Source organism: Streptomyces sp. SID13726 (assembly GCF_010548375.1).
Lineage (GTDB): Bacteria > Actinomycetota > Actinomycetes > Streptomycetales > Streptomycetaceae > Streptomyces.
This window is the reverse complement of record NZ_JAAGLY010000003.1, coordinates 133,895-150,605: the sequence shown is the minus strand read 5'-3', so window position 1 is coordinate 150,605 and position 16,711 is coordinate 133,895. Positions and strand designations below refer to the sequence as shown.

Here is a 16,711-nt window from a genome sequence, read left to right as displayed (position 1 = left end):
GGGTGCAGCAGTAGGGGACCAGGTAGGGGTTGTTGCCCGGTTGCGCGGCCGCCTAATGTCGCAATCGGAATTCAACCCCCCTGTCTCTCCATTCTGAGTAATCCCCCCATTTACCTTTCCTGTTTTCGTCGAGCTTCTTTCTGACCTGATTAATGCCACCGCCTGGCATTCGGCCCGGCGGTAGCCGTGCTGCCGTTTGGAATTCTCCCGAAGAGGTTGCCTGCGATGGTGAGTGACAACACGCTCCGTGACTACCTCAAATGGGTTACGGCAGACCTGCACCAGACCCGGCAGCGGCTGCGGGAACTGGAGGCGGGCGAGCAGGAGCCGATCGCCGTCGTCGCGATGAGCTGCCGCTACCCGGGAGGCGTCGACACCCCCGAGGCGCTGTGGCGGCTCGTCGCCGACGGCACCGACGCGGTGACGCCTTTCCCCGGCAATCGTGGCTGGGACCTCGATGTCCTTTTCCACCCCGACCCCGACCACCCCGGCGCCAGTTACACCCGTGACGGTGGCTTCCTCGCCGACGCCGACCTCTTCGATCCCGCCTTCTTCGAGATCAGCCCGCGCGAGGCCCTGGCCATGGACCCCCAGCAGCGAGTGCTCCTGGAGACCTCCTGGGAAGCCTTCGAACGCGCGGGCCTGGACCCCCACACCCTCAAGGGTTCCCGGACCGGTGTGTTCGTCGGTTCCAACGGCCAGGACTACACCTCCCTGTTCACCGAATCCAGCAGCGAGAACCTCCAGGGCCATCTCGTCACCGGCACCGCCGCCAGCGTCGTCTCCGGCCGTGTCGCCTACACCTTCGGCCTGGAGGGCCCGGCCGTCACGGTCGACACCGCCTGTTCGTCCTCCCTGGTCGCCCTGCACCTGGCCGTCCAGTCGCTGCGCCGACGCGAGTGCGACCTCGCACTGGCCGGCGGAGTGACGATCATGTCCACCCCGGGCGCCTTCGTGGAGTTCTCCCGACAGCGTGGACTCGCAGCGGACGGCCGGTGCAAGGCATTCGCGGCGGCGGCCGACGGAACGGCCTGGGGCGAGGGCGCCGGCATGCTCCTCGTGGAGCGGCTGAGCGACGCCCGCCGCAACGGACACCACGTGCTGGCGGTCGTACGGAGTTCGGCGGTCAACCAGGACGGTGCGTCCAACGGCCTGACCGCGCCCAACGGCCCCTCCCAGCAGCGCGTCATCCTGGAGGCCCTGGCCGGTGCCGGTCTGACCCCCGCCGACGTGGACGCGGTGGAGGCGCACGGTACGGGTACCACACTGGGCGACCCGATCGAGGCGCAGGCGCTGCTGGCGACGTACGGCAAGGAGCGCGCCGACGACCGGCCTCTGCTCCTGGGTTCGGTGAAGTCCAACATCGGTCACACGCAGGCCGCTTCGGGTGTCGCCGGTGTGATCAAGATGGTCATGGCGATGCGGCACGGTCTGCTGCCGCGCACCCTGCACGTCGACGCCCCCTCCCCGCACGTGGACTGGTCGGCGGGCGCGGTGGAACTGCTGACCGAGGCACGGGAGTGGCCGGAGACCGGTCGACCGCGCCGCGCCGGTGTGTCCTCCTTCGGCATGAGCGGCACCAACGCCCACCTCGTACTCGAAGAGGAGCCCGCGCAGGAGACCGAGAGTGACGAGACGCCGACGCGAGAGCCGGGCACCGAGACCGACGGTCAAGTGGACGGGGGAATACGGCCGTTCGCCTCCGACAGCGCCGTGCCCCTGCCCTGGATCGTGTCCGGTCGTGGCACCGACGCGCTGGTCGGCCAGGTGGCACGGCTGGCGGAACTCGCGGCCTCCGACACCGTCGACCCCGTCGCGGTGGCACACGCGCTGTCGACACGGGCGCTGTTCGCGGACCGCGCGGTAGTCCTGGGCCGGGACGCGGCCGAACTCGGCTCTGGCGCAAGGGCGTTGGCTGATGGCGCGGGGCACCCCCGGGTTGTCTCCGGTGCGGAGACGGGCTCGGACGTGGTGTTCGTGTTTCCGGGTCAGGGTGCGCAGTGGGTGGGGATGGGGCGTGAACTCCTCACGTCCAGCCCGGTGTTCGCGGCGTCGATCGCGGAGTGCGAGACGGCCCTCGCGCCATATGTCGACTGGTCGCTGACGGCCGTGCTCACCGATGGCGACCTCGACGAAGTCGACGTGGTGCAGCCGGTGTTGTGGGCGGTGATGGTGTCGTTGGCTGCGTTGTGGCGGTCGGTCGGTGTCGAACCGGCTGCTGTGGTGGGCCATTCGCAGGGTGAGATTGCCGCTGCGTGTGTCGCGGGTGCCCTGTCGCTGGAAGACGGCGCCCGAGTCGTGGCCCTGCGGTCGAAGGCGATCCGGCGGTTGGCCGGTACCGGCGGGATGGTCTCCGTGTTCGCGTCGGTCGAGCAGGCGGAGCCGCTGCTCGTCGAGGGAGTGGGCATCGCGGCCGTGAACGGGCCCGCCTCGGTGGTGGTGTCCGGTGTGGCCGATGCGCTGGACGTCTTCATGGCGGCCTGTGCGGAAGCGGGTGTGGAGGCCCGTCGCGTGGCTGTCGACTACGCCTCGCACTCGGTGATGGTCGAGGCGCTGGAGGAGGAGATCACCCAGGCGCTCGCCGGTGTGACCTCCCGTGCCCCGGACGTGCCGATGCTGTCCACCTACACCGGTGAGTGGGTCAAGGCGGGCGATCTGGACGCCGGTTACTGGTACTCCAACCTCCGCCACCGCGTCCGTCTCACCGACGCCGTCGCCGAACTCTCTTCCGCAGGACACCGGTTGTACGTCGAGGTGAGCCCGCACCCCGTGCTGACTCCCGCTCTTCAGGACACCCTCGCCGCCCCGGCACACGCACTCGGCACCCTGCGCAGGGACCAGGGCAGCGCCGATCAGTTCGTCATGGCGGTGGCGGAAGCGTTCTGCCACGGCGCCCGGGTGGAGTGGCCGACGCTGCTGCCGACCGGCGAGTCCGCCCAGGTCGACCTGCCGACGTACGCCTTCCAACGGCAGCGCTACTGGCCCCGGTTGGACCACTCGCGCCGGGCGGGCGACGCCGGAGCCTACGGTCTCGGCACGGCCGGGCACCCCCTCCTCGGGGCGGCCGTCGCCCTGGGGGACGGCGACGGGATGCTGTTCACCGGCCGTCTGTCGACCCGCTCCCACCCCTGGCTCGCCGACCACGCCGTGGGCGACACCGTGGTGCTGCCCGGCACCGCCTTCGTCGAACTGGCTCTGCACGCCGGCGGGCAGGTGGGTTGCGACCGGCTCGACGAGCTGACGCTACACACTCCGTTGACGTTCGAGGGCACGGCCGCCGTCGCCGTCCAGGTGGGCGTCGGCGCTCCCGACGAGGCCGGACGGCGGTCGTTGACCGTGCACGCCCGGCAGTTGGAGCCGGACCCGGACCCCGCCTCTCCCGACACACCGTGGGTCCGGCACGCCACCGGACAACTCGCCCCCGGCACAGCGGCGCAGCCGGACGGAGACCTGGGCAGCTGGCCGCCGCCCGGCGCCGAACCACTGGACACCGGCGCCTTCTACGACGCGCTCGACACCGCCGGTTACCGCTACGGCCCCGCGTTCCAGGGGCTGCGAGCCGCCTGGCGCACCGGTGACACCGTCTACGCGGAGGTCGCCCTCACGGACGAGGAAGGGGCCGAGGCGGGGGCGTACGGGCTGCACCCGGCGCTCCTCGACGGCGCCCTCCAGGCCGCCGCCCTGACGGCGCACACGCACGACACGGTCGGGGCCACGCGGATGCCGTTCGCCTGGGAAGGGCTGACCCTGCACGCCATGGGCGCCGCCCTGCTGCGGGTGCGGATCGTCCCGGTCGCCGGACGGGACGCGGTGTCGGTCACCCTCGCCGACCCCACCGGGGCGACCGTCGCCACCCTGGACGCCCTCACCCTGCGCCCCCTCCCCACCGGGACCCGGCATGTCGCCGACGACTCCCTGTTCCGACTGACCTGGCCCGCGCAGCCCACCTTTGCGCCCTCGGCTCAGCCGAACTGGGCGCTCCTCGACGACGGCACGATGACCACGGCCTGGACCGCCTCGCTCACCGGCGAACGCCACCGTGACCTCGCCGTCCTGGCCGATCGGGGCGAGCGCGCCCCCGACGTGGTCGTCCTCCCGATGACCGGGGCCGCGGCGGCTGGCGGGTTCGAAGCGCCGACCACCGCGGAAACGGACGTGCCCGGAACGGACGTACCCGATGCGTCGGCTCCCAGGGAGCCCGACGTTCCCGCCGCCGCCCACCTGCTGGCCGCCCGCGCCCTGTCCGCCGTCCAACAGTGGCTCGCGGAGGAGCGGTTCGCCGACTCGCGGCTGCTGTTCCTGACCCGGGGCGCCGTGGCGGCGGAAGCCGCCGATGACGTGCCCGATCCGGCCGCAGCCGTGGTGTGGGGCCTCGTACGCACGGCGATGTCCGAACACCCCGGCCGTTTCGCCCTGGTGGACATCGACGACGACAGTGCTTCCTGGGCCGTGCTGCCCGCCGTGGCCGGTGCCGACGAGCCCCAGGTCGCCCTGCGCTCCGGTGAGGTCCACGTGCCCAGGCTGGCCCGCGCCGAGCGGCTTGCGGCCGACGGCGAGGGCGCGGTGTGGGACCCCGACGGCACCGTGCTGCTGGCCGGTGGCACCGGTGTCCTCGGCGGAATCGTCGCCCGGCACCTGGTGACCCGGCACGGCGTACGGCACCTGGTCCTGGCCGGACGGCGGGGCGCGGCCACCCCCGGTGTCGACGCCCTGCTCGCCGAACTGACCGAACTCGGCGCCTCCGCCCAGGCGGTCGTCTGCGAGGTGGCTGACCGGGACAGTCTGACCTCGGTCCTGGACGGCATCGGCACCGAGGCACCGCTGCGCGGGGTCGTCGACCTGGCCGGTGCCCTCGACGACGGACTCCTGGAGTCCCTCGACGCGGAACGCCTCGCCGTACCGCTACGCGCCAAGGCTGACGGCGCCTGGCTGCTGCACGAGCTGACCCGCGACCTGGACCTCACGGCGTTCGTCCTCTTCTCCGCCTTCGCCGGACTCGCCGGCAGCCCAGGACAGGGCGGCTACGCGGCCGGCAACGCCTTCCTCGACGCGCTGGCCGCCCACCGCCGCGCCCAGGGCCTGCCCGCCGTCTCGCTGGCCTGGGGCTTCTGGGACCAGGCCACCGGCATGACCGGCCACCTCACCCCCGACGACCGCGCCCGCATGGCCCGTCAGGGCATCCTGCCGATCACCGCCGACCAGGGCACCGCCCTCCTCGACGCCGCCCTGACCGGCACCGCCACCGACGCGATTCTCGTGCCCGTTCGCCTCGACCTGCCCGCCCTGCGCACCACCGCACCCGGTGAACTCCCACCGCTCTACCGCGCGTTGGTCCGCCCCACCGCCCGCCGAGCCATAGCCGCCCGGCACCCCCACGACACCACCCTCACCACCCAGCTGGCCCGGCTCGGCACCGCCGAACGCGAGTCACTTCTGCTCGACCTCGTCCGCACCGAGGCCGCCGGCGTCCTCGGCCACGACTCGGCCCGCCAGGTCGCCGCCGACCGTGCCTTCAAGGAACTCGGCTTCGACTCGCTCACCGCGGTGGGCCTGCGCAATCGGCTCGCCACCGTCACCGGCGTGCGCCTGCCCGCCACCCTCGTCTTCGACCACCCCACGCCCCGCGCCCTGGCCACCGAACTGCTCACCCGTCTCGCCGGCGGCCTCACCGCGCCCCGGCCGGCCGCCACCCCCACCGCCGTCGCCCTGGACGAGCCGATCGCCATCGTCGGCATGGCCTGCCGCTACCCCGGCGGTGTCGCGTCACCTGAGGACCTGTGGCGGCTGGTCTCGGCCGGCGCCGACGCCGTCGGACCCTGGCCCGGCGACCGCGGCTGGGACCACGACAAGCTCTACGACCCGCACGGCGAACGACCCGGCACCAGTTATGCCCGCGAAGGCGGATTCCTTTACGACGCGGGCGAGTTCGACGCCGGATTCTTCGGCATCTCCCCGCGCGAGGCCCTCGCCATGGACCCGCAGCAGCGACTGCTCCTCGAAACTTCCTGGGAGACCTTCGAGCACGCCGGTATCGACCCCCAGACGCTGAAGGGCTCCCGCACCGGAGTGTTCGCCGGGCTCATGTACCACGACTACGCCTCCCGGCTCTTCGGCGGACGCCCGGAGGACCTGGAGGAACTGGAGGGATACCTCGGCAACGGCAGCGCGGGCAGCGTCGCCTCCGGCCGGGTCTCCTACACCTTCGGCCTCCAGGGCCCGGCCGTCACCGTGGACACGGCGTGCTCGTCCTCGCTGGTCGCCCTGCACCTGGCCGCCCAGGCCCTGCGCTCGGGCGAGTGCGACCTGGCTCTCGCGGGTGGCGTCACCGTCCTGTCCACCCCCGGCATCTTCGTCGACTTCAGCCGCCAGCGCGCCATGGCCGCCGACGGCCGCTGCAAGCCCTTCGCGGGCGCGGCCGACGGCACCGGGTGGGCGGAGGGCGTGGGCATGCTCCTCGTGGAGCGGCTGTCCGACGCCCGCCGCAACGGGCACCCCGTGCTGGCGGTGGTCCGCGGCTCGGCCGTCAACCAGGACGGCGCCTCCAACGGCCTGACCGCGCCCAACGGCCCCTCCCAGCAGCGCGTCATCCGCGACGCCCTGGCGAGTGCCGGCCTGACGCCCGCCGACGTGGACGCGGTGGAGGCCCATGGCACGGGCACGACCTTGGGTGACCCGATCGAGGCGCAGGCGCTCCTGGCCACGTACGGCCAGGACCGGGACGACCAGCCCCCGCTGTGGCTGGGCTCGGTGAAGTCCAACATCGGTCACACGCAGGCCGCTTCAGGTGTTGCCGGTGTGATCAAGATGGTCATGGCGATGCGCCACGGCGTGCTGCCCCGCACGCTGCATGTCGACGAGCCGTCCCCTCATGTGGACTGGTCGGCGGGTGCGGTGGAACTGCTGACCGAGGCACGGGACTGGCCGGAGACGGGCCGTCCGCGCCGGGTCGCGGTGTCGTCCTTCGGCGTCAGCGGCACCAACGCCCACACCGTCCTCGAACAGGCTCCTCCTGCCCAACCCCCGGCCGAGCAACGGCCCTCCGGGCAGCTCGCGCCGCTGGTGGCACAGGACGTCGTGCCGTGGGTGGTGTCCGGGCGCGGTGACGCTGCACTCGCGGGGCAGGCGGAACGGCTCGCCGCACACACGGAGTCCACGGCGGACGCCGCACAGGTGGGCGCCGCACTCGCGTTCCGCAGGGCCGTCTTCGAGCACCGGGCCGTCGTACTGGGCCGAGAGGTGGACCAGCACCGCGCGGGCCTGCGAGCCCTGGCTACCGGTACCGATACGCCCGGCGTGGTGCACGGCCGTGCGGTCGAGGGCGACGGGGTCGTGTTCGTGTTTCCGGGCCAGGGTGCGCAGTGGGTGGGGATGGGGCGCGAACTCCTCACGTCCAGCCCGGTGTTCGCGGCGTCGATCGCGGAGTGCGAGACGGCTCTCGCTGGGTATGTCGACTGGTCGCTGACGGCCGTGCTCACCGATGGTGACCTCGACGAAGTCGACGTGGTGCAGCCGGTGTTGTGGGCGGTGATGGTGTCGTTGGCCGCGTTGTGGCGGTCGGTGGGTGTCGAGCCTGCTGCTGTGGTGGGTCATTCGCAGGGTGAGATCGCTGCGGCCTGCGTGGCGGGTGCCCTGTCGCTGGATGAGGGCGCGCGGGTGGTCGCCTTGCGGTCGAGGGCGATCCGGCGGTTGGCCGGTACCGGCGGGATGGTGTCGGTGTTCGCCGGTGCCGAGCGCGTCGAGTCCCTGCTCGTCGATGGCGTGGGCATCGCAGCGGTCAACGGACCCCAGTCCGTGGTGGTGTCCGGTGAAGCCGATGCCCTGGACGTCTTCATGGCGGCCTGCGCGCAAGCAGGAGTCGAGGCCCGTCGCGTGGCCGTCGACTACGCCTCGCACTCGGTGATGGTCGAGGCGTTGGAGGAGGAGATCACCGAGTCGTTGGCCGGGGTGACCTCCCGTGCCCCGGGCGTGCCGATGCTGTCCACCTATACCGGTGAGTGGGTCAAGGCGGCCGATCTGGACGGCGCGTACTGGTACGGCAACCTCCGCCACCGCGTCCGCCTCGCCGAAGCCGTCGCCGAACTCGCCTCCGCTGAGCATGAGTTGTTCATCGAGGTCAGTCCGCACCCCGTACTCACCACTGCCGTCCAGGACTGCTTCGACGAACGCGGCGGTGGTGTCGCACTCGGCACCCTGCGCCGGGACCAAGGCGGCCCCGAGCGGTTGCTGACCTCGCTGGCGGAAGCCTTCGTCCATGGCGCGCCCGTCGACTGGCGGACCCTTGTCCCCGGCGGGGCGACAGCCCACGTGGACCTGCCCACGTACGCCTTCCAGCGCCGCCGCTACTGGCTCGACGCGACTCAGGACGGTTCCGGAACGGGGCAGGCGGACGCGGCCGACTCCCGGTTCTGGGATGTCGTGGAACGCGGCGACCTCCAGGAACTCGCGACCGCGCTGGGTGTCGGCGGCGACGAACCCCTGAGTGCCGTCCTGCCCGCCCTGACCAACTGGCGGACCACGCACCGGCAGGCGGCCGAGCTGGACGCGTGGCGCTACCGGGTCGTGTGGAAGCCCGTCACCGAGCCCACCGGCACCCCCGCGCTCACCGGCGAGTGGCTGCTCGTGCTCCCGGACGACGGCTCGGCCGGTCCGGTCGTCGACGCGTGCGCCGCCGCCCTCGACCGGTACGGCGCCACGGTTGTCCCGGTCGCCGTCCCCGCTGGCGCCCCCTCCCGGGAGACGTACGCGCGACTGCTGCCCGGTGACCGGCCGGTCGCCGGCGTGCTCTCGCTGCTCGGGCTGCCGTCCACGGAGCACGGTACGGCGGCCACGCTCACCCTTGTCCAGGCCCTCGCCGACACCGGGCTGCACGCTCTGCTGTGGCTCGCCACGCGCGGTGCCGTCTCGGTCGGCCGCGCCGACGGTGCCCCGGATCCGGTCACCGCGCAGGTGTGGGGTCTCGGCAGGGTCGTCGCGCTCGAACACCCGCAGCTGTGGGGCGGACTCCTCGACCTGCCGCCGCAGTTCGACGACCGTGCCGCCGCCCGGCTCTGCGCCGCACTCGCCGGACTGCCCGGTGACGAGGACCAGATCGCCGTACGCGCGTCCGGTACCTTCGTCCGCCGTCTGGAACGTGCCTCGCTCGGCGACAGCGCGCCCCCGGGACCGCGCTGGTCCGCCCGCGGCACCGTCCTGGTCACCGGTGCCACCGGCACCCTCGCCCCGCACATCGCCGGCTGGCTGGCCGGCACCGGCGCCGACCACCTGGTCCTGGTCAGCCGCCGCGGCCCCGAGGCACCCGGGGCCGACCAACTGCGCGCGGACGCCGAGGCCTTGGGGGTACGGGTCTCCGTCGAGGCGTGCGACATCAGCGACCGTACCCAACTCGCCGCCCTCAAGGACCGGTTGGCGGCGGAGGGCACCCCGGTGACCGCCGTCGTCCATGCCGCCGCGTCCATCAAGCTGCTGCCCGTCGACACGCTCACCCCGGAGCAGCTGGCCGCGGACCTGGCCGGAAAGGTGGCGGGCGCCGCCAACCTCCACGAGGTCTTCCGCGACGAACCCCTCGACACCTTCCTGCTGTTCTCCTCCATCGCCGGTGTCTGGGGCAGCGGCGACCACGCCGCCTACGCCGCCGGCAACGCCTACCTCGACGCCCTCGCCGAGTCCCGCCGCGCCCAGGGGCTGACCGCCACCTCGGTCGCCTGGGGCGTCTGGGCCGCCGTCAACACCCGGGAGGCGGACCGGCTCGTACCCGAGGGCGTCGACCCGGAACGGCTGCGCCGCCAGGGCCTGCCCTTCCTCGACCCCGAGGCCGCGTTCACCGCGCTGGGGACCGTCCTCGACCACGACGAGACGTTCGTCGCCGTTGCCGACGTCGACTGGGCCCGCTTCACGCCGGCCTTCGCCTCGGCCCGCCCCCGCCCGCTCCTCGACACCATCCCCGAGGCCCGGCAGGCCCTGGTAGCCGCCCGCGCCGCGGGCCCGGCCGACACACCGGGCGGACCGGCCACCGCGCTCCGCGACCGGCTCGTTCCTCTCACCGGCCCGGAACGCAACGCCCTCCTCCTCGACCTGGTCCGCGGCCACGCCGGCGCCGTCCTCGGACACGAATCCCCCGACGCCCTCGAACCGGGCCGCGCCTTCAAGGACTGCGGCTTCGACTCCCTCACCGCCGTCGAACTGCGCAACCGGCTCGGCGCGGCCACCGGCCTGCGCCTGCCCACCACCCTCGTCTTCGACCACCCGAACGCCCTGGCGGTGGCCGCCCTGATCCGCCGCGAACTCCTCGGCGACCGGCCCGACGGCACCGCGGACCGCGCCACCGCACCCGTCCCGGCCGACGAGCCGATCGCCATCATCGGCATGGCCTGCCGCTACCCCGGCGGCGTCGAGTCCCCGGACGACCTGTGGCGGCTCCTGCACACCGGCACGGACGCCGTGACCGGCCTGCCCGCCGACCGCGGCTGGGACCTCGACGCCCTCTACCACCCCGACCCGGACCACGACGGCACCAGCTACGCCCGCGAAGGCGGCTTCCTGAGCGAGGCGGGCCACTTCGACCCCGGCTTCTTCGGCATCTCGCCCCGCGAGGCCCTCGCCATGGACCCCCAGCAGCGGCTCATGCTGGAGACCTCCTGGGAAGCGCTCGAACGCGCCGGCATCGACCCCGCCGCCCTGCGCGGCCGTCAGGTCGGCGTCTTCGCGGGCGCCAACGGCTCCGACTACTCCGCGTTCCTCGCCGGCGCCCCCAAGGGCGGCGAGGGCTACCTCGCCACCGGCAACTCCGCCAGCGTCGTCTCGGGCCGGGTCGCCTACTCCCTCGGGCTGGAAGGCCCGGCGGTCACCGTCGACACCGCCTGCTCGTCCTCGCTGGTCGCCCTGCACCTGGCCGCCCAGGCCCTGCGGGCGGGGGAGTGCGAACTGGCCCTCGCCGGCGGCGTCACCATCATGTCCACCCCGAGTGCCCTGCTGACCTTCAGCCGCCAGCGCGGAGTCGCCGCCGACGGCCGCTGCAAGGCCTTCTCCGCCGATGCCGACGGCATGGGCATGGCCGAGGGCGCCGGCATGCTCCTGGTCGAGCGGCTGAGCGACGCCCTCCGCAACGGACACCAGGTGCTCGCCGTGGTCCGCGGCTCGGCCGTCAACCAGGACGGCGCGTCCAACGGCCTGACCGCACCCAACGGTCCTTCCCAGCAGCGGGTGATCCGGCAGGCGTTGGCCGCCGCCGGACTCACGGCCTCCGAGGTGGACGCGGTCGAGGCGCACGGCACCGGCACATCGCTCGGCGACCCGATCGAGGCCCAGGCCCTGCTGGCCACCTACGGCCAGGAGCGCACCGACGACCGGCCGCTGTGGCTCGGCTCCGTGAAGTCCAACATCGGCCACACCCAGGCCGCCGCGGGTGTCGCGGGCGTCATGAAGATGGTCCTGGCGCTCCGGAGCGGCACCCTGCCCCGCACCCTGCACGCGGACCGGCCCTCGCCCCACGTCGACTGGTCCTCCGGCGCCGTACGACTGCTCACCGAACCGGTCGAATGGCCCCGGCACGCCGACCACCCGCGCCGCGCCGGTGTCTCGTCCTTCGGCATCAGCGGCACCAACGCCCACCTGGTACTGGAGGAGGCACCCGCGGCCGAGGCCCCCGACCACGGGCCCACCGGCGCCTCTCTTCCGGTGCTCCCCTGGGTCGTGACCGGACGCGGTGCGGCAGCCCTGCGTGACCAGGCGGCCCGTCTGGCCGCCTGGACCGAGAAGGACCCCACCACCGACCCCGCCGACATCGGCCACTCCCTCGCGGCGGGCCGGAACGTCTTCGACCACCGTGCGGTGGTCTACGGCACCGATCCGGCAGCCCTCCGCCACGGCCTGGAGACGCTGGCCAGGGGCGACACGGCCCCCGGCGTGGTCACGGGCGCGGTGCTGCCCGGCGGCACGGCCTTCCTCTTCTCGGGACAGGGCAGCCAACGGGCCGGTGCCGGAAGGGAGTTGTACGACGCCTTCCCGGTGTTCGCGGACGCGCTGGACGAGGTGTGCGCGCACTTCGACGCCGTACTGGACAAGCCGCTGCGAGAGGTGCTGTTCACGGAGAGCCCGAACGGCCGCATCAACCGGACGGAGTTCACCCAGCCAGCGTTGTTCGCGGTCGAGGTGGCGTTGTTCCGGCTGCTGGAGTCGTGGGGTGTGCGCCCCGACGTCGTGGCCGGTCATTCGATCGGTGAGGTCACGGCCGCGTATGTGGCGGGTGTGTGGTCGCTGGAGGATGCCTGCGCTTTGGTGGCGGCTCGTGGTCGGTTGATGGGTGCGCTGCCGGAGGGCGGCGCGATGTTGGCCGTGGAGGCGTCCGAGGCCCAGGTGTTGCCGCTGCTGGAGGAGCGGGTGGCGGTCGCGGCGGTGAATGGTCCGTCGTCGGTGGTCGTCTCCGGTGACGCGGTTGCGGTGGCCGAGTTGGAGGCGCGCTGGCGTGAACAGGGCCTGCGAGTCAAGCAGCTGACGGTCAGTCATGCGTTCCATTCGCCGTTGATGGACCCGATGCTGGACGACTTCCGCACGGTTGCCGAGGGCCTGTCGTACGACGCCCCGCGCATCCCCGTCGTCTCCAACCTCACCGGCGAGATCGCGACCCCCGAGGAGCTGTGCTCGCCGGAGTACTGGGTCCGACACGTCCGCGACACCGTCCGGTTCGCCGACGGCGTGAAGACGCTGAGCGGGCGCGGTGTGGTGACGTTCGTAGAGGTCGGCCCGGGAGCACTGCTCTCGGCCCTGGTTCCGGAAGGGACCGGGAAGGCTCTGCTGCGGGCGGGCCGTCCGGAGGCCGACTCGGTCGTCGCCGGGGTGGCCGGCGCCTTCGTCCGGGGTACGGCCGTGGACTGGGCGGCGCTGTTCGCCGGGATCGGCGCACACCGGGTGGACCTGCCGACGTACGCCTTCCAGCGCGAGCGCTACTGGCTCGACCTGCCCTCGCCCACCGCCGACCCCGGCACGCTGGGCGTCCAGCCCGCCGGGCATCCGCTGCTGGGTGCCGCCGTCCCGCTGGCCGACGAGGACGGTGTGCTCTACACCGCCGCCCTCTCGGCCCGGACCACCCCCTGGCTCGCCGACCACACGGTCTTCGGCACGGTCCTCGTACCCGGCACGGCCCTGCTGGAGCTCGCCCTCCAGGCAGCCGAACGCACGGGCTGCGCCGGCGTGGACGACCTGACGCTCGAAGCGCCGCTGGTCCTCCCCGAGAGCGACACGGTCCGGCTCCAGGTGCGGGTCGGTGCCCCGGACGCCGACGGGCGCCGCCCGCTGACCGTCCACTCGACCACGCACACCGGCGACCCCGGCACACCGACCGGCTGGACCCGTCACGCCGGCGGCCAACTGGCGCCCGCCGCCGCGCCCTTCGCCCCCGCCGCGAAGGCCGACTGGCCCACCGACGCGCAGCCGCTGGACGTCCGCGACTTCTACCCGGCGCTCGCCGGGCGCGGCTACGACTACGGCCCCGCCTTCCAGGGCCTGCGCTCGGTCCGCCGCCACGAGGACGAGATCCTCGCCGAGGTCGCCCTGCCCGACACCCTCCGGGACGACGCCCTCGGATACGCCCTGCACCCCGCCCTCCTCGACGCGGCCCTGCACGCCATCGGCCTCGGCGACTTCCTGGACGGTGCCGCCACGGGACACCTGCCGTTCGCCTGGTCCGGAGTGCGCCTGTACGCCGCCGGGGCAGCCGCGCTGCGGGTCCGGCTGAGCCGCGCGGGCACCGACGCCGTGTCCGTCGAACTGACCGACGGAGCGGGGGAGTTGGTGGCCACCGTGGACGCCCTGGTGCTGCGCCCCGTCGACGCCGGACAACTGCGCGCGGCCCGGCCCGCGACGAACGGCGGCTCGCTGTACCGGCTGGACTGGCCGACCGCCCCCGCCCTGCCCGAGGACACCTCCGCGGACCTCGTCCACCTGCTCCTCGGCGCCGGGGCCGACCGGGCTGCCACGGCCCTGCGGGACACCGGTGCGCACGTCAGGACCGGCGAACTCACCGCGCTCACGGAGGACGACCTCGCCACCGGCCTCCCGCTGCTCTGCGCCGACGGCATGCACACCGACGGCGGGCCCGACGCCCTCCTCGGCACCCTTCGGGCCTGGCTGGCCGACGAGATCCCGGCCCCCGCCGACCTTCCGCTCACCGTCGTCACCCGCAACGCCGTGCCCACCGGCACCGCCGACGCCGTACCCGACCCGGACGCCGCCGCGGTCTGGGGCCTCGTACGCTCGGCCCAGTCCGAGCACCCCGGCCGGCTGCTGCTGATCGACGTGGACGGCACCGCGCGGTCGTGGGCCGCCCTCGCCGCGGCCACCCGGCTCGGCGAACCCCAGCTCGCCCTGCGGGAGGGCACGGCCCTGACGCCCCGCCTGGCCCCGGCCGGCCCCGCCGACGGGCCCGCGGTGCCCGCAGACGCCTGGCACCTGGACAGCGCGGAACGGGGCACGCTGGACGCGCTGGTGCCGACCGCCTTCCCGGAGGCCCGGGCACCGCTGGGAGCGGGCGAGGTACGGATCGCGGTGCGCGCCGCCGGCCTCAACTTCCGCGACGTCCTCAACGCGCTCGGCATGTACCCGGGACCGGCCGGACCGCTCGGCAGCGAGGCCGCCGGTGTGGTGCTGGAACTCGGCGCCGACGTGACCGGACTCGCCGTCGGCGACCGGGTGTTCGGCATGGTGACCGGTTCCTTCGGGCCGGTCGCGGTGGCCGACCGCAGACTGCTGGCCCGGGTGCCGGAGGAGTGGACGTTCGCGCAGGCCGCTTCGGTGCCGGTGGTCTTCCTGACGGCGTGGTACGCCTGGCGGGATCTGGCGGAACTGCGGGCCGGTCAGTCGGTGCTGGTGCACGCGGGCGCGGGCGGGGTGGGCATGGCCGCCATCCAGCTGGCACGCCGTCTCGGCGCCGAGGTGTACGCGACGGCCGGGCCCGGCAAGTGGGACACCCTGCGGGCGCTCGGGCTGGACGACGACCACATCGCCTCGTCACGGGACACCGGCTTCGGGAAGAAGTTCTCCGGCATCGACGTCGTACTCAATTCGCTCGCCGGTGAGTTCGTGGACGCGTCCCTGGGAGTACTGGCCGAAGGCGGCCGGTTCCTGGAGATGGGCAAGACCGACGTGCGCGACATCGCGGACGTGGACTACCGCGCCTTCGACCTCATCGAGGCCGGCCCGGACCGGATCGCGGAACTGCTCGCGGAACTCCTGGAGTTGTTCGGCTCGGGCGAACTGACCCTGCTGCCGCTGCGGGCCTGGGACGTCCGGCGGGCGCGGGACGCCTTCCGGTTCATGAGCCAGGCCCGGCACGTGGGCAAGGTGGTGCTGACGGTACCCACGCCGTTCGACCCTTCCGCGACGGTACTGATCACCGGCGGCACGACCGGCCTGGGCGCCCTGGTCGCCCGGCACCTGGTCACCGAACAGGGCGCGCGGCGACTGCTGTTGGTTTCCCGACGGGGGCCGCGGACACCCGGCGCCGAAGAGCTGCGGCAGGAGCTGACCGCGGCAGGCGCCGAGGTCCGTGTCGAAGCCTGCGACGTGTCCGACCGGGACGCGCTGGCGGCCCTGCTGGCAGGCGAACGCCTGACCGCCGTCGTCCACGCGGCCGGGCTCCTGGACGACGGACTGGTCACCGCGCTCACCCCCGAACGCCTGGCCACCGTCTGGTCCCCCAAGGCCGACGCCGCCCGTCACCTCCACGAGCTGACCACCACCCAGGACCTGTCCGCCTTCGTCCTGTTCTCCTCCGCCTCCGCCACCTTCGGCGGTGCGGGACAGGCCAACTACGCCGCCGCCAACGCCTACTTGGACGCCCTCGCCCAGCAACGCCGGAGCCAGGGCCTGCCGGCCGTCTCGCTCGGCTGGGGGCTGTGGGCGCACGACGGCGGCATGACCGGCGGGCTCGACGCGGCGGACCTGAGCCGGATGGCCCGCGCCGGAGTGGCCGCGCTGGACACGGAGCGCGGACTGGCGCTGCTCGACGAGGCAATCGACCGCCCCGACGGGGCGCTGCTGCCGCTCCACCTGGACCTCGGCGGACTGCGCCGGCAGGCGGCGACCGGAGAACTCCCGGCACTGCTCGCCGGGTTGGCGCACACGACACCGCGCCGTGCGACGACCGTCACCACGGCGGCCGGGGGAGCGGCGAGCGGGCAGGCCGAGTCGGCGGCGTTCCTGGAACGGCTGGCGAACCTGCCCCCGGCGGACCGCGAGACCGAACTGCTGGAACTGGTGCGGACGCAGACCGCGGCGGTGCTCGGACACAGGTCACCGGAGAACGTCGAACCGCACCGCGGCTTCCTGGAGATGGGCGTCGACTCGCTGGCCGCCGTCGAACTCCGCAACCGGCTCGGCGCCCTGGCCGGGCGCCGGCTGCCGGCCACGCTGATCTTCGACTACCCCTCGCCCGCCGCCCTGGCCGGCCATCTGGACGCCGAACTGCCGGGCGCCGCAAGCGCGTCGGGCAGCTCCGTGCACACCGAGATAGACCGCCTGGAAACCCTGCTGGCGACCCTGGCCGCCGACAGCGGCGGCACGGAACACGAGGACATCACCGCCCGGCTGCGCCGCCTGCTCTCCACCTGGAACGACCTGCGGAGCACGGACGACCAAGGCGCCGACGACCTCGAATCGGCCACCGCCGACGACCTGTTCACCCTGCTCGACAACGAACTCGGCACGTCCTGACCCACCC

1 protein-coding gene is annotated in these 16,711 nt (G+C 73.5%); it reads left to right on the top strand.

Annotated elements, in window-relative coordinates; translation table 11 throughout:
• The first annotated feature begins 225 nt into the window (after positions 1-225).
• Complete coding sequence (locus tag G3I78_RS51805) at positions 226-16,704, top strand: type I polyketide synthase (RefSeq protein WP_239157702.1); 16,479 nt, start codon at positions 226-228, stop codon at positions 16,702-16,704.
• Positions 16,705-16,711 lie beyond the last annotated feature (7 nt).

Excerpts from the sequence above, each read along its gene's own strand:
- G3I78_RS51805 (WP_239157702.1), top strand. The coding sequence starts at position 226 with ATGGTGAGTGACAACACGCTCCGTGACTACCTCAAATGGGTTACGGCA.